Source organism: Leptolyngbya sp. 'hensonii', from assembly GCF_001939115.1.
GTDB lineage: Bacteria > Cyanobacteriota > Cyanobacteriia.
Genome location: NZ_MQTZ01000043.1, coordinates 71,833 through 95,337 on the forward strand (window position 1 = coordinate 71,833; position 23,505 = coordinate 95,337).

At 53.6% G+C, this 23,505-nt stretch carries 22 protein-coding genes, 1 tRNA gene, 2 pseudogenes and 1 riboswitch; of the genes and pseudogenes, 10 read left to right on the forward strand and 15 right to left on the reverse strand.

The window, feature by feature from the left end:
- Nucleotides 1-4: 4 nt before the first annotated feature.
- Nucleotides 5-2,137 carry a PAS domain S-box protein gene (locus tag BST81_RS15995; RefSeq protein WP_216351364.1) on the reverse strand — a complete coding sequence of 711 codons (2,133 nt, stop codon included), beginning with the start codon at nt 2,135-2,137 and terminating at the stop codon, nt 5-7.
- Nucleotides 2,138-2,377: 240 nt separating this feature from the next.
- Nucleotides 2,378-2,863 carry a glutathione peroxidase gene (locus tag BST81_RS16000; RefSeq protein WP_075599511.1) on the reverse strand — a complete coding sequence of 162 codons (486 nt, stop codon included), beginning with the start codon at nt 2,861-2,863 and terminating at the stop codon, nt 2,378-2,380.
- 271 nt (nt 2,864-3,134) lie between these two features.
- Here BST81_RS16000 and atpD point away from each other — a divergent pair, with 271 nt between their 5' ends.
- Complete coding sequence (gene atpD, locus BST81_RS16005; protein ID WP_075599512.1) at nt 3,135-4,592, forward strand: F0F1 ATP synthase subunit beta; 1,458 nt, start codon at nt 3,135-3,137, stop codon at nt 4,590-4,592.
- Between the two features lie 86 nt (nt 4,593-4,678).
- Nucleotides 4,679-5,098 (forward strand): ATP synthase F1 subunit epsilon, encoded by a 420-nt coding sequence (gene atpC, locus BST81_RS16010; protein ID WP_075599513.1) that lies wholly within the window; start codon nt 4,679-4,681, stop codon nt 5,096-5,098.
- Nucleotides 5,099-5,237: 139 nt separating this feature from the next.
- Here atpC and BST81_RS16015 read toward each other — a convergent pair whose 3' ends face one another.
- Nucleotides 5,238-5,537, reverse strand: coding sequence for a 30S ribosomal protein PSRP-3 (locus BST81_RS16015; protein WP_075599514.1), 300 nt, complete (start codon nt 5,535-5,537; stop codon nt 5,238-5,240).
- A 108-nt stretch (nt 5,538-5,645) separates the two neighbouring features.
- On the opposite strand from BST81_RS16015, the gene BST81_RS16020 reads away from it, so the two are divergent.
- Entirely contained in the window at nt 5,646-6,443 is a 798-nt protein-coding gene (locus BST81_RS16020) for a TIGR01548 family HAD-type hydrolase (protein WP_171974775.1), read from the forward strand.
- On the opposite strand, the gene cbiE is transcribed toward BST81_RS16020, so the two are convergent.
- The gene (cbiE, locus tag BST81_RS16025; RefSeq protein ID WP_075599516.1) at nt 6,418-7,623 is read right to left on the reverse strand and encodes a precorrin-6y C5,15-methyltransferase (decarboxylating) subunit CbiE; all 1,206 of its coding nucleotides are present in this window, start codon (nt 7,621-7,623) and stop codon (nt 6,418-6,420) included. The genes BST81_RS16020 and cbiE overlap by 26 nt on opposite strands.
- Before the next feature lie 49 nt (nt 7,624-7,672).
- Nucleotides 7,673-7,862, forward strand: a riboswitch (cobalamin riboswitch).
- Between cbiE and cobG the strand changes: the two genes are divergently transcribed.
- The 3 genes and pseudogenes from cobG to cobJ all read left to right on the forward strand — a co-directional run.
- A complete protein-coding gene (cobG, locus tag BST81_RS16030) occupies nt 7,836-9,326 on the forward strand; it encodes a precorrin-3B synthase (protein WP_216351365.1) in 1,491 nt (496 codons plus the stop codon). Its footprint overlaps the riboswitch before it by 27 nt.
- A 2-nt stretch (nt 9,327-9,328) precedes the next feature.
- Nucleotides 9,329-10,039, forward strand: a complete 711-nt coding sequence (locus BST81_RS16035) for a precorrin-2 C(20)-methyltransferase (RefSeq protein WP_075599517.1) — start codon at nt 9,329-9,331, stop codon at nt 10,037-10,039.
- Between the two features lie 58 nt (nt 10,040-10,097).
- Nucleotides 10,098-11,759, forward strand: a pseudogene (cobJ, locus tag BST81_RS16040) (precorrin-3B C(17)-methyltransferase); the annotation flags it as partial.
- Between the two features lie 25 nt (nt 11,760-11,784).
- Here cobJ and BST81_RS28890 read toward each other — a convergent pair.
- Together BST81_RS28890 and BST81_RS16050 are read right to left on the reverse strand one after the other, a co-directional pair.
- Nucleotides 11,785-12,567, reverse strand: a complete 783-nt coding sequence (locus BST81_RS28890; protein ID WP_363080213.1) for a cobalt-precorrin-6A reductase — start codon at nt 12,565-12,567, stop codon at nt 11,785-11,787.
- Complete coding sequence (locus BST81_RS16050) at nt 12,539-12,832, reverse strand: DUF3288 family protein (protein WP_075599519.1); 294 nt, start codon at nt 12,830-12,832, stop codon at nt 12,539-12,541. Before BST81_RS16050 ends, BST81_RS28890 begins: the two co-directional genes overlap by 29 nt.
- A gap of 450 nt (nt 12,833-13,282) precedes the next feature.
- Here BST81_RS16050 and BST81_RS16055 point away from each other — a divergent pair, with 450 nt between their 5' ends.
- Nucleotides 13,283-13,741 (forward strand): hypothetical protein, encoded by a 459-nt coding sequence (locus BST81_RS16055; protein WP_075599520.1) that lies wholly within the window; start codon nt 13,283-13,285, stop codon nt 13,739-13,741.
- A 19-nt stretch (nt 13,742-13,760) separates the two neighbouring features.
- Nucleotides 13,761-15,581 (forward strand): penicillin-binding protein 2, encoded by a 1,821-nt coding sequence (locus BST81_RS16060; protein ID WP_075599521.1) that lies wholly within the window; start codon nt 13,761-13,763, stop codon nt 15,579-15,581.
- Between the two features lie 37 nt (nt 15,582-15,618).
- Here the strand turns inward: BST81_RS16060 and BST81_RS16065 are convergent, their stop codons facing one another.
- Together BST81_RS16065 and BST81_RS16070 are read right to left on the reverse strand one after the other, a co-directional pair.
- On the reverse strand, nt 15,619-15,939 hold the full coding sequence (locus BST81_RS16065; RefSeq protein ID WP_075599522.1) for a hypothetical protein: 321 nt from the start codon (nt 15,937-15,939) through the stop codon (nt 15,619-15,621).
- 228 nt (nt 15,940-16,167) lie between these two features.
- Nucleotides 16,168-16,782: a hypothetical protein gene (locus BST81_RS16070; RefSeq protein ID WP_143780366.1), complete on the reverse strand. Its 615-nt coding sequence runs from the start codon at nt 16,780-16,782 to the stop codon at nt 16,168-16,170.
- A 166-nt stretch (nt 16,783-16,948) separates the two neighbouring features.
- Here BST81_RS16070 and BST81_RS16075 point away from each other — a divergent pair, with 166 nt between their 5' ends.
- Nucleotides 16,949-18,142 carry an MFS transporter gene (locus tag BST81_RS16075; RefSeq protein WP_075599676.1) on the forward strand — a complete coding sequence of 398 codons (1,194 nt, stop codon included), beginning with the start codon at nt 16,949-16,951 and terminating at the stop codon, nt 18,140-18,142.
- Nucleotide 18,143: 1 nt separating this feature from the next.
- Here the strand turns inward: BST81_RS16075 and BST81_RS16080 are convergent.
- The 5 genes from BST81_RS16080 to BST81_RS16100 form a co-directional block, all read right to left on the reverse strand.
- A tRNA-Gln gene (locus BST81_RS16080) sits at nt 18,144-18,215 on the reverse strand.
- A gap of 69 nt (nt 18,216-18,284) precedes the next feature.
- The gene (locus BST81_RS16085) at nt 18,285-18,938 is read right to left on the reverse strand and encodes a cofactor assembly of complex C subunit B (RefSeq protein WP_075599524.1); all 654 of its coding nucleotides are present in this window, start codon (nt 18,936-18,938) and stop codon (nt 18,285-18,287) included.
- 320 nt (nt 18,939-19,258) lie between these two features.
- Nucleotides 19,259-19,702, reverse strand: a complete 444-nt coding sequence (locus BST81_RS16090; RefSeq protein WP_075599525.1) for a photosystem I reaction center subunit XI — start codon at nt 19,700-19,702, stop codon at nt 19,259-19,261.
- A 72-nt stretch (nt 19,703-19,774) separates the two neighbouring features.
- Nucleotides 19,775-19,903, reverse strand: coding sequence for a photosystem I reaction center subunit IX (gene psaJ / locus BST81_RS16095; RefSeq protein WP_075599526.1), 129 nt, complete (start codon nt 19,901-19,903; stop codon nt 19,775-19,777).
- Between the two features lie 18 nt (nt 19,904-19,921).
- Nucleotides 19,922-20,407 carry a Photosystem I reaction center subunit III gene (locus BST81_RS16100; protein WP_075599527.1) on the reverse strand — a complete coding sequence of 162 codons (486 nt, stop codon included), beginning with the start codon at nt 20,405-20,407 and terminating at the stop codon, nt 19,922-19,924.
- Between the two features lie 106 nt (nt 20,408-20,513).
- Between BST81_RS16100 and tsaD the strand changes: the two are divergent.
- Nucleotides 20,514-21,461, forward strand: a pseudogene (gene tsaD / locus BST81_RS16105) (tRNA (adenosine(37)-N6)-threonylcarbamoyltransferase complex transferase subunit TsaD); the annotation flags it as partial.
- Between the two features lie 94 nt (nt 21,462-21,555).
- Here the strand turns inward: tsaD and BST81_RS28520 are convergent.
- Nucleotides 21,556-22,548, reverse strand: a complete 993-nt coding sequence (locus BST81_RS28520) for an alpha/beta hydrolase (protein ID WP_075599528.1) — start codon at nt 22,546-22,548, stop codon at nt 21,556-21,558.
- A 9-nt stretch (nt 22,549-22,557) separates the two neighbouring features.
- Nucleotides 22,558-23,283: a hypothetical protein gene (locus BST81_RS16115; protein ID WP_075599529.1), complete on the reverse strand. Its 726-nt coding sequence runs from the start codon at nt 23,281-23,283 to the stop codon at nt 22,558-22,560.
- Between the last annotated feature and the right edge of the window lie 222 nt (nt 23,284-23,505).

Genomic DNA, 23,505 nt, shown 5'->3' on the forward strand with positions numbered 1-23,505 from the left:
TGGCCTAAGCCTGCGGTAGGGTGACCCAGAATCTAGCGCCTTGACCGAGTTGGCTCTCTACTCCAATCTGTCCGCCATGGGCCAGAATAATCTGACGGCAGAGATACAGCCCCAAGCCAATTCCCGTAGAATAACGGCACTGCCGCCCTTTCGTGTAGAGATCAAATAACCGATCCTGATGGGCAGGCTTGATGCCAACTCCATTATCCTGCACGGTGCAACGAATCAGGGTGCCAGTGGATTCGGCGGTGAGGGTCAGGGTAATGCCGGGTGGGTTGTGCTGAATAGCATTCACCATTAAATTCTCAAAGACACGCTGAAGTTGTAGCGGATCAGCGTTCACGATCGGTAGACAATCCGGTAACAGACCGATTACAGTTACCTGGCTTTTGTCCAGTAAAGGCTTCAGGTCAGAAATTGTGGCCTGGATCAGGGTACAGATCTGGGTCGGTTCTGGATGGAGGACGACCCCGCGGACTTCACAGGAATGGGCCTCCAAAAGGGAGTTAATCATCTTTAACTGGCGATCGCTCCCCTGCACCATTCGTTCCAGTATGGATCTGGGCACTGGGACAACAGAACATTGGGACGGACAGTCCCCAGCCTGATGGAATTCCAGTTTCAACAGGTTCTGTAGCACCATCAGCGTCCCCATCACGGGCGTTCGCAAATCGTGGGACATGCTGTGAATAAATACATCCTTCAACTGGTTGAGTTCTTGTAACTCCTGCATTTTTTGCTGCAGTTCTAGGGTACGCTCCTCTACCTGCCGTTCCAGACTCGCTGAGAAGGTGGCCAATTGCTGATACAGGCTGGCCTGCTGAATTGCGATCGCAATTTGGGTTCCCAATCGCTCCAGTAAATCCACTTCAAAAGGTTTCCAGCGTCGGGTTCCGCTACATTGATGGGCCACCAGTAACCCATAGACCTGATTATCCAGCACAACTGGCACGGCCAGCCCAGCTTTGACCTGCAAACGGGCAAAATCAAGCTGACAGAGGGGTTCGTCCAGCAGGGCTACATCTTCAAACATCTGGGTGCCTCCCTGCTCAAACATCGTTCGCATTTGTTTGAGCTGATCCTGTTCCATCGCCAGCCCTAAGGTAGAGGGCCAGCCTGGACCTACCGACTCCGCCAGAACCTTTCCCCCTGGTACACTGCTGATGTCCCCAATCAGAACCCGATCGGCCTTGAGGAATTGACGCACCTCGGTCACGGTCGTATGGAGGATCTGATCCAGATCGAGGGACTGCCGGATGCGCAGAGCAATCTCTGCCAGTAACCGATCCCGTTCGGCTGCCAGATTCAGCTCCACCTCCGCCCGTTTTCGTTCTGTAATGTCGTTCGTCGTGGCCAGAATGCAGGCTTCCCCATTGAGTTCAATAATCTCGGCGGAGAGCAATATTGTTCGAATGTCGCCAGACTTGATCCGGGCCTCGCACTCCAAATTACTAACAGCCCCTTCTGCCTTCAGCAATTGCAAAACTTTGCCACGATCGTCCAGATTTTGCCAGATCCCAAGGTCTAGGGTGGTACGTCCAATGACCTCCTCTCGCTGGTAGCCCGTCAACTCAACAAAACTGTCATTCACCTCAATCAGCCGACCTTCTCGCAGGGTGGTGATGGTAATGGCACCTGGGCTGGAGCGAAAGGCCTTGGCAAATTTCTGTTCCGAGACCCGCAGGGCGGCCTCCGATTGCTTCCGTTCTGTAATATCCCGCACGATCGCCAGAACCTCATCCCGGCCACTGACCACCAGGCGGGCCTCATAATCGCGCAGCCCCTGGGAATTGGCGAGCTGGTACTCATAGGTTTGTAGGGTTTGGGTATCAAGAGTGCGGCCAATTGCCTGCAAAGCCTGTGCAGCTACATTTTGGGGAAGCAGATCATAAACACTTTTACCAATGATCTGAGCTTCTGTATTCTCGCCATCGGACGTATCTCCCTTAGAGTCGAGGTAGATGCCTTCTCGATTGAGACGGAACATCCGATCGGGCATCGCATCCAGTAATGCTTTATACCGAGTTTCGCTGGGATGAAGAACCAAGGAAGAAAGCATCTCGCGCAATCGATGGTAGGCTGCTGCATCCCGGCAGCAATCTTGCAGAGCCTGTAGGTGTTCCGGTTCCAGAATCATCTTTATAGATATGGGCAGAAGAGTTTTCAAGCTCTACGATTCCAGACAGCTCAACATTTCTATTGAACTGCCCATGGCCAGGATTTGCCTTCACCCTACTGTACTAGTACAAAGTGGTGAGTATGGCATTGGCCATTGGTCATTAGTCATTTGTTACTCAATAACTCGCTACTTTCACTGAATTTTTATGAAATCCAGGAATAAAATCATTTGTCTCATCTTAAGACCGACAAGCAATGACTAATAGGCTAATTCCTGCTCGATCGCTGCAATCAATTCTGGCGATTCTGGCGAAACGCTACTCTTATATCGGGCTACAACGTCCCCAGTCTTGCTGACCAAAAACTTTTCAAAGTTCCAGCCCACATCCCCTGTGGGCTCAATGGCACTGGTCAGACGGGCATAAAGGGGATGTTTTTCTGTGCCTTTAGCCCGCACCTTATCAAATAGTTCGAAGTTGACCCCATAGTTCAGGGTACAGAATTGCACAATTTCTTCATTGCTACCAGGTTCCTGGGCCCCGAAATCATTGCAGGGGAAACCCAATACCCGCAGACCCTGACTGGCATATTTTTGGTGTAGCTGTTCTAACCCTTTGTATTGGGGGGTATACCCGCAGTAGGATGCAACATTGACGATGAGCAAGACCTGTCCGGTGTACTCTGACAGGGACTTCTCTTGACCGTCGATCGTTTTCACTACAATGTCTGTGATTGATTTGCTCATCCGGTACCCTTCAATACGTGATACGTGACTGATTCAATCATCATAATGCAGCAATCATGCAGCAGCCTTCGATGGGTGGGGATACCTTAGCGCTTCCCCCGACAAGGTCTCTCGAATTCCGAAGATTTATTCACAACCTTCCTGGAATTCAGAAATTATTGATTCCCCCTGGTGGTAAGCTGAAGAGTGGAATTCTTAAGATTATTAAGATTTTCTTGAAATACCTGAGAAACTGTTCATCTCATTCACAGTTCATACAGTAGGCGCAAGCATGGTCACCACTGCAGAGAAGACAAATATTGGCTACATTACACAGGTCATTGGCCCTGTTGTGGATCTCAGATTTTCCAGCGGTAAGATGCCGCAAATTTACAACGCCCTGACCATCAAGGCTACGAATGAGGCAGGGCAGAATGTTTCCGTTACCTGCGAAGTGCAGCAACTCCTGGGCGATAACCAGGTACGGGCTGTTGCCATGAGCTCCACTGATGGACTGGTGCGCGGCATGGAAGCAGTGGATACGGGTGCCCCCATTAACGTGCCGGTTGGGGCTCCGACCCTGGGCCGCATCTTCAACGTTCTGGGTGAGCCCGTTGATAACAAAGGTCCTGTTGATTATAAGGAAACCTTCCCTATTCACCGTCCTGCGCCAAAGCTGACGGAACTGGAAACCACGCCCACCGTGTTTGAGACTGGCATCAAGGTGATTGACTTGCTGACCCCCTACCGTCGGGGTGGCAAGATCGGCCTGTTTGGTGGTGCGGGTGTGGGTAAGACTGTCATCATGATGGAATTGATCAACAACATTGCGACCAATCACGGAGGTGTTTCCGTGTTTGGAGGTGTGGGCGAACGGACTCGTGAAGGCAATGACCTTTACAACGAAATGATGGAGTCTGGGGTTATCAATGAAAAGAGCTTGGGCGACTCCAAGATTGCTCTGGTGTATGGGCAGATGAATGAACCACCCGGAGCCCGGATGCGGGTAGGTCTGTCGGCTCTCACCATGGCGGAGTACTTCCGAGATGTCAACAAGCAGGACGTGCTCCTGTTTATTGATAATATTTTCCGTTTCGTCCAGGCCGGTTCTGAGGTGTCTGCACTGCTGGGTCGGATGCCCTCTGCTGTGGGTTACCAGCCCACCCTGGGAACAGACGTGGGGGATCTACAAGAGCGGATTACCTCTACCAACCAGGGTTCTATCACCTCCATTCAGGCCGTTTATGTGCCTGCGGATGACCTGACTGACCCCGCTCCTGCCACCACCTTTGCCCACCTGGATGGAACCACCGTATTGTCCCGTGGTCTCGCCTCCAAAGGGATCTACCCTGCCGTAGACCCTCTGGATTCCACCTCCACCATGTTGCAACCCGCGATCGTTGGGGATGACCACTACGACACCGCCCGGTCTGTTCAGTCAACTTTGCAACGCTACAAGGAACTGCAGGACATCATCGCCATTCTGGGTCTGGACGAACTGTCAGAAGATGACCGTCTGACAGTGGCTCGCGCCCGGAAGATTGAGCGTTTCCTGTCCCAGCCTTTCTTCGTGGCTGAAGTCTTCACTGGTTCCCCCGGTAAGTATGTGAAGCTGGATGATACCATCAAGGGCTTCAAGATGATCCTGGGTGGCGAACTGGATGAACTGCCGGAGCAGGCCTTCTACATGGTCGGCAGCATTGACGAAGCGATCGCCAAGGGCGAAAAGATGAAAGCCGAAGGTAAATAGAGGCGACAGGGGATAGGTCATGGATGGTTGCATGCCAATGACCCATGACCTATCGCCAATAAACCCAATTCAGGTTGAGACAATTTATGACGTTAACTGTACGTGTCATTGCACCAGACCGGACGGTCTGGGATGCCAAAGCTGATGAGGTCATTCTGCCCAGTACAACCGGACAATTGGGTGTATTGACCGGTCACGCTCCTCTGCTGAGTGCCCTGGATACCGGGGTGATGCGGGTACGGGTAACCGGTAGCCGCGACTGGACGGCGATCGCCCTGATGGGTGGGTTTGCCGAAGTCGAGAATGATGAAGTCACCATTCTGGTGAATGGGGCTGAACGGGGCGATGCCATCAGCCTGGAAGAAGCCAAGGCCAATTTTGCTCAAGCAGAGGCTCGTCTGAGCCAGGTACCCGTTGGCGATCGGGAAGAGCAAATCCAAGCAACCCAGGCATTCAAGCGGGCAAGAGCTCGGCTACAGGCTGCGGGTGGCGTTGTCCAAGCATAGGGTCATTAGTCATTAGTCATTGGTTATTCAGGTGAATGGCTTTCATCCTGGGCATCTTTGTATCCATGACAACTTACCTACAAATGACCCATGCCCCAATAAAAAATCAGCCGCCGAATCTCGGCGGCTTTTCCATGGCTCAGGTGCTACCGGTAAAGGTAACTTCCGGAAACTTGGCTTGTGCTTCTGCCATCGGGCGGCGTCTGCCTTCCTCCTGCCAGTAATTGATCACCTCAGTGGCCTTGTTAAGTAACTCAACGCGGTCAGATTCCACGATCCAATGCTTGGCCTCCAGTTCAGATTTCAACTGCTCCCAGGCATCGTTGCGTGGCCAGAAAAAGTAAGAGGTGAGAGGACTTGTCCCCTTACCAACCACTTGATCCACTGCCAGTGCGACGTTTTCATCTAACCAGAGTACTTTCAAAATAAACTTCGACAAACCTAACCTCCCCGAACAGCCCCAGCTTTGTCAGTAATATTACAATCCATCATTCTACCGTACTGCTTTGAAGATAGGCAAATTCTGTCATAAGGACCTATAACGCTGATGGTTTCTGCGATCGTGATCTTTGATATTGACGGTGTGATTCGAGACGTAGGCGGGTCCTATCGCCGAGCCCTGGCCGACACAGTAGAGCACTTTACTGCCGGGGCCTATCGACCGTCTCAAGAAGATATCGATGATCTGAAGGCTGAAGGGATCTGGAACAATGATTGGGAAGCCTCCCAGGAACTGATCCGGCGGTACTTTCAGGATCAGGAGGAGGGGCAACCTGAGCTGGCTTACGCGGCGATCGTGGCTTTCTTTCAGAGCCGCTATCGAGGGCCTGACCCGGAACGCTGGACCGGCTATATCTGTGATGAACCGTTGCTGGTGAAACCGGCCTATTTTGCCGCACTGGAAGCAGCCGGTCTGCAATGGGGGTTTTTCAGTGGGGCCACTAGAGGGTCTGCCTCCTATGTGGTGGAGAGCCGCCTGGGTCTACAGCCACCGGTGTTGATTGCCATGGAGGATGCCCCCGGCAAACCCGATCCCACCGGATTGTTGGATGCCGTCCGCCAATGTAGAGACAGGATTAATCCCGTCTCTACATTGGCGGTGATTTACGCGGGGGATACGGTGGCGGATATTCGGACGGTGGTGAATGCCCGATCGGTACAACCTGATATCACCTGGATTGCGGTGGGAATTTTGCCTCCCCATGTGCAGGATAGGGATGCCCATCGGATTTCCTATACCGATCGACTGCACCAGGCCGGGGCTGCGGTGGTTTTTGACCATATCGAACAGTTGACTCCAGAGCAAATTCAGCGCTTAATCATTTCGCAACAATCCATTGGGTGATGGGGGCCATAGCCCGCCAGCCTAAAAATCCACCAACCGGTTCTGCCCGTTGAATGGCAATGCGGCTCAAGGTGCCACCGACCTGGGTTTGCCACTGGAAGAGTTTTTGCTCCGTTTCCACGGTAACCGCATTCACCACCAACCGTCCGCCGGGAGGGAGGGCCTGCCAGCATTGTTCCAGCACGCCAGCGGCTGAGGCCCCACCACCAATAAAAATGGCATCGGGCGTGGGCAAATCCTGCAGGGCGAGTGGGGCCTTCCCTGCGATCGTCTGCAGATTGGGAACCCCTAGGGCAGTAGCATTATCAGCGATATGTCTTAAGCGGGAAGTATTTGGCTCAATCGCGATCGCCCGACACCGGGGATGGCTGCGCATCCATTCAATCCCGATCGAGCCACATCCTGCCCCCACATCCCACAGGAGCTGACCCGGCAGGGGAGCCAGAGCTGCCAGGGTCATCGCCCGCACTTCTCGCTTGGTCAGTTGACCGTCATGGTGATAGGCCGTATCGGGCAGGCCGGCCAGTCGGGGCAGGGGAACCACACCTGGATCGGCAACACAGTTGACTGCGATCGTATTCAGGTCTGCCAGGTCAGTTCTGGCCCAGGTTTTTGCCTGTCCTGCCAGGATGCGCTCCTGATGCCCACCCATATGTTCCAGCACCGTCATGGGACTGTGGCCAAACCCCCGGCGGGTCAACAGATCAGCAACAATCGGGGGCGTTTGCCGTCCCCCACTCAGGATCAGCAACCGGGCACCTGCATAAATGAACGGCTGCAGCAGAGCCGGGTCACGGCCATTCAGGCTGAGGGTTTCTACGTCCGGAAGGGACCAGCCCAGTCGGGCACAGGCGAGACTGAAGGCTGAGGGGGCAGGCACAATCGTCATTTCTGAGGCGGGCACATAGCGCAATAGGGTCGTGCCGATGCCGTAGCAGAGGGGATCACCACTGGCCAGGATGCAGATGGCACGCCCTCGCTGGTGCACGATCGTCTCCACTGTCTCCACCAGGGGGGAAGCCCAGGGCAATCGCTCCTGCCGATCGTTGGGTGGGAGCAGGGCCAGATGACGGTTGCCCCCAACCAGGAGTTCTGACTGCTCCAGTAGGGACCGAGCCACCGGATTCAGTCCGGCCAAGCCATCCTCGCCGATGCCAATGATGGACAACCACTTGTGCATTGAATTCTCTTCCATAACCCTTACTTTTAAGAAAATCAGGCCGCGCCAGGAACAATCTGCGGCTTATGTTAAACTTCATAAGCCTGGGTTGGGAAAGTCCGGTGAAAGTCCGGCACTGTGCCGCAACTGTAATTTGAATTCAAAATTAAGCATTCAAAATTAAAACTTGAATCGGTGAGTTGAATTTTGAATTTTGAATTGATCAAGTCAGAATGCCAGTCCTGGTCACTCAAGTCCACTATGCCCTGCGTTGCACGGGGAAGAGGAAGCCATTGTTGCATGAATCGTCGTCTCAATCCTCTGTTTCGGCCTGCCCTGGCTTGTTTTATCACACACCTGCTCTGGATGGAACGCTCCTGCGAGTTCGAATTCCAGGCGGGCTTCTGAATAGTCTGCAGAGTCAGGTGCTGGCTGACCTAGCTACAGATTATGGGGATGGGCATCTCTATGTCACCAATCGGGCCAACCTGCAGATTCGGGCTGTTGAAACCAGGTTGCCTCCTGATCGGTTGCAGGAACTCCAGCGTTTCGGCCTAGCCGCCCGCGATCCCGATCTGGATCCGCTTCGAAATATTATGACCAGTCCGACGGCTGGCATTGATCCGACCGAGCGGTACGATACCCGATTTCTGGTCAGTATTCTGGACGAGTATATCCAGTCTCGCCCGGATTGGGCCGGGCTACCCCCCAAGTTCAGTGTCTGCTTTGATGGGGGGGGCACGGTGTCAGTTGCCGATCGCCCTAACGATATCAGTCTGGTGGCGATCGAAAGCTCTGCAGGAGTCCTGTTTCGCCTACGTCTGGGGGGTGAGGCTGGCCAACTGTGGGATACGGGTCTGCTCCTGCAGCCAGAGCACTGTATTTTAATGGTGATTGCGATCTCTGAGCTTTATCTGGAGTACATCCAGCATGGGGGCTGGCGGCAGGATCTGGCTCTGGGGCGGCGAGTCAAGGTACGTCGTCCTCGTTTACGACATCTGATCACGGCTTGGGGTCGGGAACAGTTTCTGGAACGGGCGATCGAGGGAAGCACTGTGCCTGTAATTCGGACAATTCCTACCCCCCTACCCTGCGCCTCGACTCCCTCGGCCCACCTGGGAGCACATCCCCAACGTCAGCCAGAATTCTCTTATCTGGGCATCGTCCTTCCCCTGGGGCAGTTATCCTCTGGGCAAATGCGGGAATTGGCGGCATTGTCTGAGACTTACGGCTCAGGCACCCTGCGCTTAACCCCCTGGCAGAATCTGCTGATTGGTGACCTGCCCACGGAGCAGGTAGCCCAGGTGCGGACAGAAATTGCCCAGATGGGTCTGGATTGTTCTCCTGAAAACTATTATGGGGCGCTGATGGCCTGTCCTGGGCGTCTGGGTTGTGCCGCCGCCGCAACGGATACCCCCAGTCACGCTGTTGCTCTGGCCCAATACCTGCAGCCCCGTCTGAGCCCACCTCAACCTGTGAGCATCCACTTCAGCGGGTGTGAGAAATCCTGCGCTCAATCCCTTTCCAGTGACATTACTCTGTTAGGCACTCCCCTGGCAGGGGAAGAGGGCTCAGAGGGCTATGACATCTATATCCAGGGGCACTCCAACCGGGAAACCCGGTTTGGTCACCTCCTCCATGAGGCCATTCCGGCTCACCAGGTGCCCCAGGTTGTGGAGGAAATACTGCGAAATAATCCGTTTGATGGACAGGATAACAGATAGGAATGACTGAACAAGTTGGACGACTGTATGGCATCGGGATTGGTCCCGGGGATCCAGAATTACTCACGTTGAAAGCCTTTCGCCTGCTTCAGGCTGCGCCTGTGGTGGCCTATCCAGTTTCAGAGCACCATAAAAGTCTAGCCCGATCGATCGTGGCCGACTACTTAACGGGTAACCCGATCGAAGTCCCGATGTACTTTCCCTTTAAAGTGGATCAATCTGCTCAGCCCTTTTATGACCAGGCGGCTGAAACCCTAGCGAATCACCTGGCCGCAGGCCGGGACGTGGTGGTGTTATGTGAAGGGGACCCTTTTCTCTATGGAACCTTCATGTATCTCTTCACCCGCCTGTCCGATCGGTTTCCGACGGAAGTGGTGCCCGGCGTTTCCTCCGTGATGGCCAGTGCTGCCATGTTAGGAGTGCCCCTGACCTACCGTAATGATGTCCTGAGCGTCATCCCCGCTCCCTTGCCCGCAGAAGTGCTGAAGACCCGTCTAGCCAATGCAGAAGCGGCTGCTATCATCAAGCTAGGGAGGCATTTTGCCAAAGTTCGAGCTGTGCTGGCCCAATTAAATCTTTTGCACCGGGCCATCTATATTGAACGAGCGACAATGCAGAATCAGCGTGTGGTTCCAATCACAGAGGTTGATCCGGCTGCCGTCCCCTACTTCTCCCAGATCTTACTGCCCAGTCAGTGGCAACCCCATGAGTAGCCCTGCTCCTGCTGTTGTTGTCTTAGGTCAAACCGCTGTTTCCACTGCTCGGCAACTGATGACAGTATTGCCGGGGTCCAGATTGTATGGGCTGGTGGGACGCACAACTGGCGTAGACATTCCATTTACAGATTTTGGTACCACCCTACGAGAGCTATTTGCCATCGGCACCCCTCTGATTGGGATTTGTGCCACGGGAATTTTGATCCGGACGCTGGCTCCGCTGCTAACAGATAAATTTCAGGAGCCACCTGTGATTGCGGTGGCTGAAGATGGCACGGTTGTCGTGCCCTTGTTGGGTGGATTACAGGGTGTGAATGATCTGGCCCGACAGATCAGCATTGCCCTGGGAACCACAGCAGCCATCACCACGACTGGCGATATTCGATTTCGCACTGCCTTGCTGGCTCCCCCCCCAGGCTATCACCTGGCTAACCCCGAGGATGCCAAGGGCTTCATCGCCGATCTGCTGGCAGGAGCAACGGTGCACCTGGAAGGAACGGCCCCCTGGTTGGAACAAAGTCGCTTGCCGATCGCACCGGAAGGCCCCCTCACCCTCCGGGTCACAACTCAGGCGGTTGCGGCTGAACCCCACTGCCTGGTCTATCACCCAGCAACACTGGCAGTGGGGTTCAGCCGCATCTCAATCTCCGAGCCGATTCCTGAGCCAGAGGCCACTGTACAGTTTTTGCGCCAGATTCTGGCCCAAGCAAGCTTAACTCCGGCTGCCCTGGCTGGAATTTTTGCCTGCGATCGAGAGATGGCGGATCCTGCCATTGAAGCGATTGCCCGTGCCTTTCAGATTCCTGCCCGCTTTCTAATGCTGCCTGCTGCCGAGGACCGGCCTCTGGCTGAACAGTTGGCCCATCTAGCTACCGGCCCCTCAGGCCAGTTGCTGATTCCAATGCACCGACAGGATGGGGTCGCCCTTGCGATCGCGGCGGCCCCTCTTCCTTTTGATCCGCAGGAGATTGGTCATTCCCGGGGACGGCTGGCGATCGTCGGAACCGGGCCTGGGGGACCACAGTGGATGTCCCCGGAAGTACGGGACCTGCTGCAAACAGCTACAGACCTGGTGGGTTATCGGTTCTACCTGGATTTAGCCGGTCCTCTACAGCCGGGTCAACAACGGCACGAATTTGACAACCGGGAAGAACTCGATCGAGCCCGGTGGGCGCTGGATCTGGCAGCAACCGGTCGCTCGGTGGTTCTGGTTTCATCCGGAGATCCTGGGATCTATGCCATGGCAGCAGCGGTGTTCGAAGTGCTGGATCAGACGGTTAACTCGGCCTGGGAGGGGGTAGAAATTCAGGTCGCCCCCGGTATTTCCGCCATCCAGGCGGCTGCAGCTCTGGCTGGAGCCCCCATTGGCCACGATTTTTGTGCCATTTCCCTCTCCGATATCCTGAAGCCCTGGTCGGTGATTGAGCACCGAATTACTACCGCTGCGGTGGCTGATCTGGTCATTGCTTTTTACAACCCTGCTTCCAGGGAGCGGTCCTGGCAACTGACTCGAGCCCAGGAGATTCTGTTGCAACAGCGATCGCCCCAAACCCCTGTAGTCCTGGGGCGCGATCTGGGGAGACCGGGCCAATCTGTGCGGGTCGTCACCCTGGAAGCCCTGAATCCCGCAGAGGTCGATATGCGGACCCTGGTGCTGGTAGGCTCCTCCCATACCCGATTGCTATCCGACAAATATGGCAAAACCTGGGTTTATACCCCTCGCCGCTATGATCCGATCGAGGTCAAGGGTGAATGTGACGGGTTAACCAGGCCATCGCTGCAGGGATATCCGGTGCCACCTCTGCCGCTGGCAACATCGGACGACGGACCATCACCACAGGGAGACCCAGCTCACGGGCAGCTCTGATCTTGGCATAGGTAGCCTCTCCGCCGCTGTTTTTCGAGACCACGGTGTCAATACCATAGTGGGTCATCAGGGTTAGCTCATCCTGGAGCGAAAACGGTCCCCGATCGAAGAGCAATTCTCCTGGCGGTACCGCCGTTCCCGATAAGGGGGGATCAATCATGCGCATCAGGAACCAGAGGGACTCCAGATGGGCAAAAGCTGCGAGCTGCTGGCGGCCTGTGGTTAAGAATACCCGTTTGGCCCGATCGGGCAAGATTGTCGCTGCTGCTTCAATCCTCTCAACGTCCAGCCAGCGATCGCCAGGGACGGGTTGCCAGGCTGGTCGGCTCAAAATCAGGTGGGGAATGCCACAGGCCGCAGCCGCAGCCGCAGCATGGTGAGAAATCTGGGCGGCAAAGGGATGGGTGGCATCAATCAACAGATCAATCTGGTGTTGCTGCAGGTAGGTAACCAGACCCTCTACGCCGCCAAAGCCACCGATCCGGACTGCACCTGCAGGGACAACAGGATGCTGGGTACGTCCGGCCAGAGACGTCATAATCTGGAGCTGTGGTAGCAAAGAAGCTTTAGCCAATAGTTCTGTTGCATCTCCCGTGCCCCCCAGAATCAGGAGCCGCAGATGATCCAGATTAATTCCAATCGTCTCGTTGGCCCCCAAGTCCTCGATAAACCTCTCCTAAGGCATGAATCTCACGGGTTCTAGCATATAACTCAGCTTCTGTGAGTTGCCAGCGCTGTAACACATTGTCCAGGTCGCGCTGGATATCCCTGGCTCCAGGAAAATCCTGATAGCGGATGCGGAGCCGCCCTAACTCTACCAGATTGTAATCTGTGGGTTCCCCCTGGAGGAGACTATCAACAACCTGACGATCGCGGCTCCATAACGGATGTTGTTGATCTTTGCCTTCAGAGTCTGTCGCCATATTGAGTCAGGGGTGATCGATCGACAGCTTTATTCTGCCTTGTATCCAAAGATTTCGTCTATCCTCTTGCGTTAACTGAAATCAGTGCTTAAGATGTTTCACTTATAAATCGTCCCTTGATCTGAAATTTTATTTCATGTCTTTTCCAGGAAAAGCGCAAAATTTGCAGATTGTTGTGCTATTAAGTGGAGGACATTGCAGCCACTAAAAGGTCAACTTGTTGATTTTACCTATAAGAAAGTAGGGATCACCTGGAATGGCAATGAAATCCGTCATTGTTCATCTCAGTTAATCCAGTTCAGTATTATTCGAAGTCAGTTATGCGTTGTTTTGGTAGGAGTGAGGGTTATGACTGCCGGTCTAAAATACGAATCTGATATCCGCAATCGCAAATCCAGGACCGATCGATCCTGGAATAGGCTAGCAGTAAGATCCCGAGCTAATTCAGGCATGACGCCTCGCCCACTAACCCTGTTAGAGCGGCCTTCATCGACAGTCATGCCACTAGAACGGGGCAATCCGTCCGTTAGGCGTTTGCCCAAACCTCAACCTCTGCCCCTCTGGTTGAAGTTTTTGGTGGGTGCTCAAAAAGGAATCACGGTTTTAACGCTGCCTGTTGCGGCGATCGCCCTAGCTCTCTATGCTCAAACGGTTTATACACAACAACTCTGGAACCGTGATTATCACAAGCTGGAAACCCTGAAACGGCATGAACGACAGTTAATCGCAGCCAATGAAGCCTTGAAAAACCAGCTCGCTCAACAGGCAGAACGTCCTATGACGGGCCTGGTATCCGTCACTCCAGCGAATACCATCTTCCTCAAGTCAGCGCCAAAAACTCAGCCTTCTCCAGCCAATCATCCTCCTGAAGAAACAGAACCTGAGGCTATTCGACCCATGGGCTACTAATTTTGCAGTTAAATTTTTTATGAGCTTCCCCCGCCCCCCTGTCTCCCCCGGCAAGCCTCGTCGCTTATCTGTTGTCAGTCAGCCACCAGCAAAGGGTTCTAGGCCACCTGCCCCTTTCTTGATTAAGGCGTCTTCTAACAGGCTGGCTCTCGTCTGGGGAATTTTGTTGCTCAGTACTCTGGGGTTGGGGTGCAATCTGTTCCGGTTACAGGTATTGCAGGCTCCCCTGTTGCTGCAACAGGCCAGACAGCAACAAATCGTTGCCCTTCGTCCTTTTGTGCCCCGACGCCAGATTGTCGATCGTCGCGGCAATGTCCTGGCTTTTGACCAACCGGTTTATACCCTTTACGCCCATCCCAGATTGTTCAAGCAGCCCAAGTCTGAACTGGCAGATCAATTGGCTCCCATACTTGGCAAACGACCTGCTGATCTGATGACCCAGTTTAATCAGGGGCCTACAGGGGTACAGATAGAATTCTCCCTTCCAGAGGGAGCGGCCCAACAGATTGAGGCCATGGAACTGGATGGCCTGGAGCTTATCCGTCGTCAACAACGAATTTATCCCCAGCAAAATCTGGCTTCCAGTGTTCTGGGCTATGTGAACCTTGACCGTCAGGGGCAGGCGGGGGTGGAGTATAGCCAGCAAAGCTTCCTGGAACGGGTTGTGAAGGTTCTACACCTGACTCGTACTGGAAGTGGTAGCTTGATCCCCAATCAGGAGCGAACTGTGCCTTTACAGGTGGATGAGCAGCGGTTGCAGCTGACCCTGGATTTGAGGCTGCAGCGGGTCGCCCGATCGTCTCTGCAAAAACAACTGAAGCAATATCAGGCTAAACGAGGCGCTGTTATTGTGATGGATGCCATGGATGGTTCAATTCTTTCTCTGGTGGTAGAGCCCTCCTACGATCCGAATGAGTATTCCAGGTTCAATCTGGAGTTATTTAAGAATTGGGCTGTGACAGATTTGTACGAGCCCGGATCTACCTTTAAGCCTTTGAATGTGGCGATCGCCCTGGAGAGTAAGGCCATTCAAGCAGATGATGTCTTCAATGACGAGGGCCGGATTTTCGTGGGGGGATGGCCGATTGAAGATTATGACTACTCCTCAGTGGGAGCCAGAGGTCCCCTAACTGTGACGGAAATTCTCCAGAACTCCAGCAATGTGGGCATGGTGCGGATTGTCCAACAAATGAAGCGGGAGTCCTACTATCGCTGGTTAGAGCGACTGGGCCTGGGACAGAAATCAGGCATTGATTTACCTTTTGAGATTGCTAGCCAACTGAAACCCAGAGAGCAATTTATTGCTTCACCGATTGAATCTGCTACCACTGCTTTTGGCCAGGGATTTTCCATAACCCCCATCCAGTTGGTCCAAATGCACGCAACCCTGGCCAATGGAGGCAAACGGGTAACACCCCATGTAGTGCGGGGGTTAATTGATGCCAGCAACCAACTGCAGGAACAGCCCGATCGTGCAGGCAGCAAACGAGTCTTTTCATCACGAACAACCCGAACCGTCCTGGCTATGATGGAGGCAGTTGTGGAGCGAGGGACTGGAAAACCAGGTCGCATTGCTGGCTATCGAATTGCAGGTAAAACAGGTACCGCTCAGAAAGCGAATTCCGCAGGTGGATATTCCAGCCATGCCAAGATCACCAGCTTTGTGAGCATCTTTCCAGTTGAGGCTCCCCGCTATGTTGTGCTGGCTGTGGTAGATGAACCGAAGGGGGACAATGCTTTTGGGGCAACAGTTGCTGCCCCAATCGTGAAGTCGGTGATTGAAACCCTAATTCCCCTGGAAGGGGTTGCCCCGGCCAAGGTGGGATCGAGTACTCGATAGAGACTTGCCTGCAACACCTCTATCGGACCGGCGGGGATTAATAATCTAGGGTCAGCGTTTCGTACCCTTCCACCTGTAGGGAGGGGTGAATCTCTACCTTGGGGGATTGGGAAACCGGTTCTTCGGCCTGACGCATAACCTGAATCTCACGATCCAGTTGGGTAATCTGGCCATCCAGTTGGTGGATACGATCGACCATAATCTGCCGTCGTTCATCCAATTTCTTCAACTCCAGCTTCAACCGCTTCCGTTCTACAACCAACTTGTAAACATCCAGGCAAGCGGTATCCTCAGATTTCTGCCGGGGCATGCTGCTGATCTTGGGACGAATTCGTCCCTGAGGTGGAAAGCGGCGCATCAGAGAGTACCTCCTCGAAGGTGGAGTTGGATTTTACAGGTGCTAAGGAACGGGAATTAAATAACCTGGATTTCTTCAGCCCTCACCCCCAACCCCCAACCCCTCCCCCTCTCCCGGCGAGAGAGGGGGCAGGGGGGTGAGGGCAATCAGGAGTTTGACACTTTATTTAATTCTCATTCCTAAATAGATAGATCTAATTAAACGATCGGTATCTTCAGAATACCCGGCTTAGCGGGAGAGCAGCTTGAATGAGTTCAAATATCCTTCCACACTCTTTACCAGATACTTCTCCTTGTCTTTACCAACGACGACGACCACCTGATAAAGACGCTGGTTGACCAGAAAAATCCGGTTTCTGGCCTTGCGATCTCGGGGTAATTCCAACCAGATTTCCCGTCCCGGATAACCAGCCAGTGTAATCTGGCGCTCATCTAAAATCTTGCCTTTAATACTCTCGACAAATCCATCTCGCACACCGCGAAATAGCTGTTCAACATTGGCTTCCCCTTTACTGACCTGTTGCACCAAATTGGGGGGGAGATCAGAATAGGCCACCATGTAAGCGACAGAATCCTGTTGGCGCTCGACCACAAACATCTGGGTGTCGATCGCGCCCATCTGGGTATTCTGGGTTTGCTTACTTGCCAGAGGATCTCCTGGCATCAGAATTGTGAAGCCACCGGTTTGGGACAGAAACGATTTCCAGACGGATTTTTTTGCCTCACTGGCCTGGGCAAGAACAGTCTGGGCTGGCTGGAGTTGGTTGGCCTCAGGGGAAGCAACCGCAAATCCGCCTATCAGTACTACTGATAGGAAAGACGACACCATTATTTCAAGCTTCATAGGATAAATCCAGTCTTCAAAAGCGTACGTATGTTGTTAAGTCTTGCCCGTAGAGGCGTCAATCTTGCCTGTACAATATGGCTGACAAAATTGAAAACGGCAATAACAGAGATGCACAATTCAGGCAATCAGTGTATCTCAGATTTTCAAAACCATGGGATCCAACATGAAATCCTTAACCTCTGATCAGGCAGTTCTATGGCGACAGGTTTGGGGGCTGGCGGCCTTGCTGGCTGCGATCGTATTCAGTTGGATGGTTTACGGGTTTTACCAGCCCCGAATTCTGGAACAATTGGGATTTTCGGGACTGGCAGCTTATCTGGGGGTAATTCAGGGGATTTTGGGAGCCGGGATTGAGCCGATCGTGGGGATTGGGTCTGACCGCATGATGCAGCGCATCGGCAGTCGCCTGCCCCTGATTGCGGTGGGGGTGACCCTGGCCGGGATCATCTTTGTCCTGGCGTCCCTACTCCTCCAGGTTCAGGTGCCTGTAGCGATGCGCTGGCTGATTCCTGTTCTGATGACGCTCTGGGTAATTGCCATGATTATCTTCCGAGGGCCTGCGATCGCTCTGCTGATGCAGTTTGCGCCCACCTCCAAATTGCCCAGAGCCAGTTCTATCCTGGTGTTTGTTTTTGGCCTAGTGGGAGCCCTGGGACCCCTTCTGGGTTCCCTGATCCAGGCATTGGGCACGTCCCTGACTTTTGCCCTGGGGGCAATCGTCTTGCTGGCTGGGGCGATGCTGCTCTGGTCTACCAACCTACAGACACCCCTGCCACCCATGACATCCGTGGGGCCGAGCCCATCTGCCTGGCAGTCTACCCTGATTTTCGGCGTTGGGGTCGGGGTCGGTTTGGAGGTTAACTTCCTCCTGCGCTGTTTTCCAACAGTTTTACAGCCCCTGATCCGAGGGAGCAATGCAGACTATATTGCCGCTGCTATCCTTTTGGTGTCTGCCCTGGTGGCACTCCCCATAGAACGAGTTACCCGAAAGCTGGGTTTACGGAACGCTATGCTAACGGGGTTAGGGACGATGGTTGCTCTGATGGGGGTAGCGCTTCAGACGAGTGATCCGGGTCTGGCGATCGCCCTCACCTTAGGATTTGGGGTGGCCCTGGGGTTGCTATTCATTACCCAGATTCCCTTCACCCTGGCGCTGGTGCCTCCCACCGAGGCAGGCTGGGGAACAGGGCTCTATTTTGGGGGCATGGGAGCAGCAACGGCTCTGGTGAGTCTGCTCCTTCAAAGTGCTTCAGCCTTCCCAAGCATGTCGGCACTGGTGGGGAGTGCGATCGGATTTTCCGCTAATGCATTGTGCATCAGTCAGGTCAGTTACTGGAAGTGCAGCGTCAGGGAATAAACTGGGGCGCTAGGGTTCGAACCTAGGAATGGCGGGACCAAAACCCGCTGCCTTACCACTTGGCTACGCCCCATTGGTAGACCTCAACTATATTAGCAATTATCCGCCGGGGTGTGTCAAGCCCTACAAAATTGAAATCTCTCTATTCGCCGTAGAGGTGTTGGCCCAGGCTATTAGCCAGTTTCTCCGCGATCGCTTCTACCCAATTCTCATCCTGCTGGGTATAACTACGGGGCGCATTGGCCCCTAGAATGAGGACCCCTTCCCCCCCAATGGGCTGACAAATCACGCCCTGGGTATTCTCGGGCAGATAGTTAAACTCGATGCGCCCCGGATAGACCTTCAGGTCAACCAGATAGACGGGCTTCTGCTGGGTCAGCACCCGCTGCAGAATCGGCCCCGGCTGCACCTCTGGGACTGGCCCCAGAATACCCCGTCGCAGCAGCACCTGTCCTCCATACCAGACTACCAATGAGCGGGTTGCTGTGTTGGTTAGAAGGATCCGCGAGGCCCAGGCCAATTCTATCTTCACCACCTCTGGCAGGTCAGATGCTAGTTCAAACCCTTCTTCTCCGGTCAGAAGCACCACATCTGGAGAGCGGGGCTGCACCCGTTCCCAGAGCAAGCCAGTCAAGATCAGCAGGGCGCTGAGGATCACACCCAGAGCATCCGATCGAGCCTGAGAATCGGTTAATTCGGCTGTCCATAATCGGTTCAACAACAACAACCCGGCAGCCAAGCCCCCAGCCACCAGGGGTAAACGCCGCAGGACCTGATTTCGATCGGGTTTCGCCATAACAATCCTGCAAAATTCAACCTGTATCCTCCGGCTTTGCTGAATGCAAATATGAATTACCCTCATCCCCAACCTTCTCCCGCAGGAGAAGGGAGCTAAAACTCTTGTTCCCTCTCCTTTGGGAGAGGGCTAGGGTGAGGGCTGCATAAGGCTCAAGCACGAAAATCATCCTTCTATTCAGCAACGCCTATCCTCCTCACCCCGGAGTAGAAGGGCGATTAATCCCGCTTCTACTCTGGGGAATGCCCCATGATGGCATCAAAAGCAAAACAGGGCAGACGATCGTCCACCCTGATTGCAATTGATTCAGTCGTTCGATCTTAGGAAAGACTGCTGGCGATACCGCTGAGCACACCCAGATTAACCATCAGGGCATGAGCAATAGCAGCACCACCGATGCCACCGATTAAGAAGCCACCGGCAAATTCATTCCAGCCTTCTGCCGTTTTCATCGGATCAGACGCATCAGCAGAGCTGGAGGGATAGCTACTGGCGTAGATGGACAGAGCGATCGTCAGCAGGACAACCAACCCAGAGGCAGCCAGTAAGCCAGCCAAGCCTCCAACATCAGAACCCCGCAGGGGACCCAGTGTGGCAAAGGGACCATACACCAGGTAACCATGAGCCATACCAATTTCCAGAGCTCTCCGGAAAGGAGAAAGTCCGCGACGGTAGGCAGGCAAATTATTAATAAAAGCCTTAGAGAAGGGAGAAGAGTTGATCGGAGTCGCCAGATTACCAGCTAGTGGAGTTGTTGAAGTCATAGTCGTTTCTTCCAAATAATAAGCTTCAGGATGTTCTTGAAAGTGCTTCCCAACTTGATTTCAACCGGGCCACTAGGGCATGGGATGGAACAACAAATCGGGGAAGAAGCGATTGAATTCAATCACAATACCGGCAGTAATCGTGATCCAGACCGCAGCCAGCACAGGCGCACTAGAAAGATACTTCAGCAAATAGTTCATCGTTTAACTCTCTTGTGACTAACGGGGTGAAACAGTAATCTCATCATCTTTGGCCAACAGTTCACCGGTGGTAAATTCCTTAACTGCCAGAAGCGGCCAGGAAAATCCGGTCAGCATCAGACCAACGGCTGCAGGAACATCAATGATGATTTCCTTCTCTTCCGGAGAGTCGCTCTTCTTAGCTTTCTGGATGTAGGCCCGACCGACCCAACCAATCCAACCGGCAATGTACAAGAAGAGAATGCTGGGAATCGTAAATTCACCAGCGTGGCTGAACCGACCATCTACAATAAGATGGGGTAGACCATCGGTCCCGCAAAGGACTCCCGAATCGGCGTAAGACTTGAAGCGCTGCGGAGCAGTCGCACTCTTAGAATTCTTAGCGCGCTGGGCAAAAGCTGGAGAATCTTTGCAGGGGACAAGACCAGCAACATCAGCCGATGCGGGCAGGGTAAAACCAACCCACAGACAAAGGACAATCAGCAGAGCAAACAATCGACGCATGAAATTGTTTCCCTCTATTACAAAGTTTTTTGCAGATACAAAATGTGTTGAAGAAGCCGAGTTTATCTTCGGTTAGAGTGAACTCATCCACCAAAATTACCAGTAAATGGCAACGGTTTTGGCAATTGAAACAAGTTGTGACGAAACTGCAGTGGCGATTGTTAAAAATCGTCAAGTTCTAAGCAGTATTGTTTCGTCTCAAATGGATCTCCACCGTCAGTATGGTGGAGTGGTGCCCGAAGTGGCCTCCCGACAGCATCTGGAAACAGTGAATTTGGCGATCGCTGAGGCTCTCGCAGCCACCCCTCTCTCCTGGGCTGACATTGATGGGGTGGCAGCCACCTGTGCTCCCGGTCTGGTGGGAGCATTGTTGGTAGGTCTGACCGCAGCCAAAACCCTGGCCCTGGTCCATCAGAAACCTTTTCTGGGGGTGCATCACCTGGAAGGACACCTCTATGCCACCTATCTCAGTGAACCAGAACTCCAGCCTCCTTTTCTCTGCTTACTGGTCTCCGGAGGGCATACCAGTCTGATTCAGGTTCGGGCCTGTGGAGATTATGTCACCCTGGGGCAAACCCGGGATGATGCTGCGGGTGAAGCGTTCGATAAGGTGGCCCGACTTTTGCACCTCGGCTATCCCGGGGGGCCGGAGATTGATCGTCTGGCCCAGATCGGCAATCCCAGGGCTTTTGCCCTGCCGGAAGGAGCTATTTCCCTGCCGGAGGGGGGATATCACCCCTATGACTCCAGTTTTAGTGGGCTGAAAACAGCGATGTTGCGTCTGACCCAAAAATTACAGCAGGAAAGCTCTTCTCTGCCTATCGCTGACCTGGCCGCCAGTTTTCAGGATACCGTTGCCCGATCGCTGACTCGACGGGCGATCGCCTGCGCTTTAGACCACGGCCTGGATACGATCGCGATCGGGGGCGGGGTGGCTGCCAATAGTGGTCTGCGCCGTCATTTGCAGGCTGCGGCAGCGGAGCACCAACTCCGGGTCTTATTCCCACCGCTAAAGCTGTGTACAGACAACGCGGCTATGATCGCCTGTGCGGCTGCCGAGCATTTGGAACAGGGCCATCGATCGGCCCTGACCTTGGGCACCCAATCCCGCATGGCCATCTCCGAAGTGATGCAATTGTACCGAGATGCTACAGCCCATGCCGGTACAGGATCGATCGCACCTGATCGGCCACCTGGCCAGATTGCTCAATCATGGCAAAGTGTCCACAATCAGGGATTTCAATCACATTCTCCCCGCAATCACCAAACAGGGTGTGAAAGCTGGCCAGGTGGCGCACATAGCGAGGCTCCATAATGTTGTCCTGGGAACCTGTAATAAAGTAAGCGGGTTGCTGAAGCTGGGCCACAACCTGGGGCAACTTATGGACCTCTGCTTCAGTGGTGGAATCCAGCAGGGTTCCCAGGGCGGCCTCCGGCTGAGCTGCGACAAAGTCAATGATGCGCTGCCGACCCCAGCGGCGGGCTATGGGATGGCAGACATTGGCACGGGAGAACACCAGATCAACCAGAGGCAGTTGCCTGAGCCAGGGGGGACGAAACTGGAGCATCTGTTGCCCTGCCGCTCGGAATTTTTCAAACTCCCGTTCCAGGTAAATGCCCCCCCCTGAATTAATGCAGATGACGCCTTTCACCCGATCGAACAGTTGAGCCGCACCCCACAGGGCAATGCTCCCACCCAGGGAATGGCCAATCAACCAGGCATTAGAGATATTCAACTGATCAAGCAAGATGGCTAAGTCCTGGACATAGGCAGCAGGGGTAAAGGTCTGGGGCGCTGTATGGGTCAGAGGATCAGGAATGGGACTACTACTCTGCAGCGGGTCAACAGGGGCTGAAGCAGGATAGCCCGATCGATCGGATGCCACCAACGCCAGTGTTGGTGGCATGGAAAGGGTGTCTTGCCAAGGAATCTGACTTCCAGCAGGCTGAGAGGCTCCAAAACCACGGAGATCGTAGGCCAGACAGGTATAGCTGGAGACCAGATGCTCTATCAGAGGCTGCCAGTACGATCGGCTCAGGAGCCAACCGTGAATAAAGACTAGGGTACAGGGGGATTCAACCGAGGGAGCCACCACCAGATCATAGGCATGGGGTGTTCCAGAAACATTAATCATGGCCATAGGTCTATTCTAGAACCTTCGACCGAGCAATCGCTGACGAACCCCCTCGGCAATTTTTTGGCCCAGGTATTCTGGAATCAGATTTTCATTGGGACCTAACAGATACAAGATCAATCGAGTCCGGCCCCGCCAGACCAGTAAGTTTGCATTCACCACCAGCAGATCTTCCTGCCAGATGGCATACATCACCTTATAAAATAACCCTGGTTGGTTATCTGCTTCGATCAATAGGGCGGGCAGGTGAAAAACTGGATCAACATAAAACTCAGTTTCTACCTGTTCCAGACCTGCATCCAGATTGAACTCGACCGCTAGCATCTCCTCTACCTCAAACCTACCAGCCAGGGCCTCCCGGATGGCCCGTCCGACATTCTCTGCAGTCTTATCCGTTAGAGTTTTGCCTCCCCGGGAAACCACCAGCTTAATAAACACCAGCATGGGGGGATAGATCTGGCCATAGAGGCTGAGGCTATGAATGGTTAACCCATAGGCTGCCAGAACCCCGAAAATGTCGCTGAGTAAAAAGGATTGGTTACGGTAAGCAAAGTGCAGGGCGCTTTTATTTCCCTCTGGTTTTAACTCAATCACAGCCTGCCGACTCTTATAAAGCTGATAGGCCAGCCTCAGGTTCTGGAGTTGAATCTCACTACTGACAAACTGCTCATAGAACTGGGGAAACGCCCGGTTGAAGCGTTTGAGAAGCTCTATTGTCTGTGATTTCAAGCCTGAGGTCATAGGAATTGAGCTTGCTTACCTGATCGAGGAATTATCGGGATAGATGGAATTCTGCGACTGAGTTAAAATGTGCACGGACTATTCCCTAGAGTTTTATCATTATTTATCTTTAGTGTTCTCATTTCCTGTTCAGAATCTTCAGATCACTTATGAGAACGCAGGAGGGAGAAAGGCATTGATTGACTGACAAAACTGTTAAAAATCGCATTTTATTGTAGAGGT

Coding starts and splice junctions, on each gene's coding strand:
- BST81_RS15995 (WP_216351364.1), bottom strand. CDS start 2,137: ATGATTCTGGAACCGGAACACCTACAGGCTCTGCAAGATTGCTGCCGG.
- BST81_RS16000 (WP_075599511.1), bottom strand. CDS start 2,863: ATGAGCAAATCAATCACAGACATTGTAGTGAAAACGATCGACGGTCAA.
- atpD (WP_075599512.1), top strand. CDS start 3,135: ATGGTCACCACTGCAGAGAAGACAAATATTGGCTACATTACACAGGTC.
- atpC (WP_075599513.1), top strand. CDS start 4,679: ATGACGTTAACTGTACGTGTCATTGCACCAGACCGGACGGTCTGGGAT.
- BST81_RS16020 (WP_171974775.1), top strand. CDS start 5,646: ATGGTTTCTGCGATCGTGATCTTTGATATTGACGGTGTGATTCGAGAC.
- cbiE (WP_075599516.1), bottom strand. CDS start 7,623: ATGCACAAGTGGTTGTCCATCATTGGCATCGGCGAGGATGGCTTGGCC.
- cobG (WP_216351365.1), top strand. CDS start 7,836: ATGCCAGTCCTGGTCACTCAAGTCCACTATGCCCTGCGTTGCACGGGG.
- BST81_RS16035 (WP_075599517.1), top strand. CDS start 9,329: ATGACTGAACAAGTTGGACGACTGTATGGCATCGGGATTGGTCCCGGG.
- BST81_RS16050 (WP_075599519.1), bottom strand. CDS start 12,832: ATGGCGACAGACTCTGAAGGCAAAGATCAACAACATCCGTTATGGAGC.
- BST81_RS16055 (WP_075599520.1), top strand. CDS start 13,283: ATGACGCCTCGCCCACTAACCCTGTTAGAGCGGCCTTCATCGACAGTC.
- BST81_RS16060 (WP_075599521.1), top strand. CDS start 13,761: ATGAGCTTCCCCCGCCCCCCTGTCTCCCCCGGCAAGCCTCGTCGCTTA.
- BST81_RS16065 (WP_075599522.1), bottom strand. CDS start 15,939: ATGCGCCGCTTTCCACCTCAGGGACGAATTCGTCCCAAGATCAGCAGC.
- BST81_RS16070 (WP_143780366.1), bottom strand. CDS start 16,782: ATGAAGCTTGAAATAATGGTGTCGTCTTTCCTATCAGTAGTACTGATA.
- BST81_RS16075 (WP_075599676.1), top strand. CDS start 16,949: ATGAAATCCTTAACCTCTGATCAGGCAGTTCTATGGCGACAGGTTTGG.
- BST81_RS16085 (WP_075599524.1), bottom strand. CDS start 18,938: ATGGCGAAACCCGATCGAAATCAGGTCCTGCGGCGTTTACCCCTGGTG.
- BST81_RS16090 (WP_075599525.1), bottom strand. CDS start 19,702: ATGACTTCAACAACTCCACTAGCTGGTAATCTGGCGACTCCGATCAAC.
- psaJ (WP_075599526.1), bottom strand. CDS start 19,903: ATGAACTATTTGCTGAAGTATCTTTCTAGTGCGCCTGTGCTGGCTGCG.
- BST81_RS16100 (WP_075599527.1), bottom strand. CDS start 20,407: ATGCGTCGATTGTTTGCTCTGCTGATTGTCCTTTGTCTGTGGGTTGGT.
- BST81_RS28520 (WP_075599528.1), bottom strand. CDS start 22,548: ATGGCCATGATTAATGTTTCTGGAACACCCCATGCCTATGATCTGGTG.
- BST81_RS16115 (WP_075599529.1), bottom strand. CDS start 23,283: ATGACCTCAGGCTTGAAATCACAGACAATAGAGCTTCTCAAACGCTTC.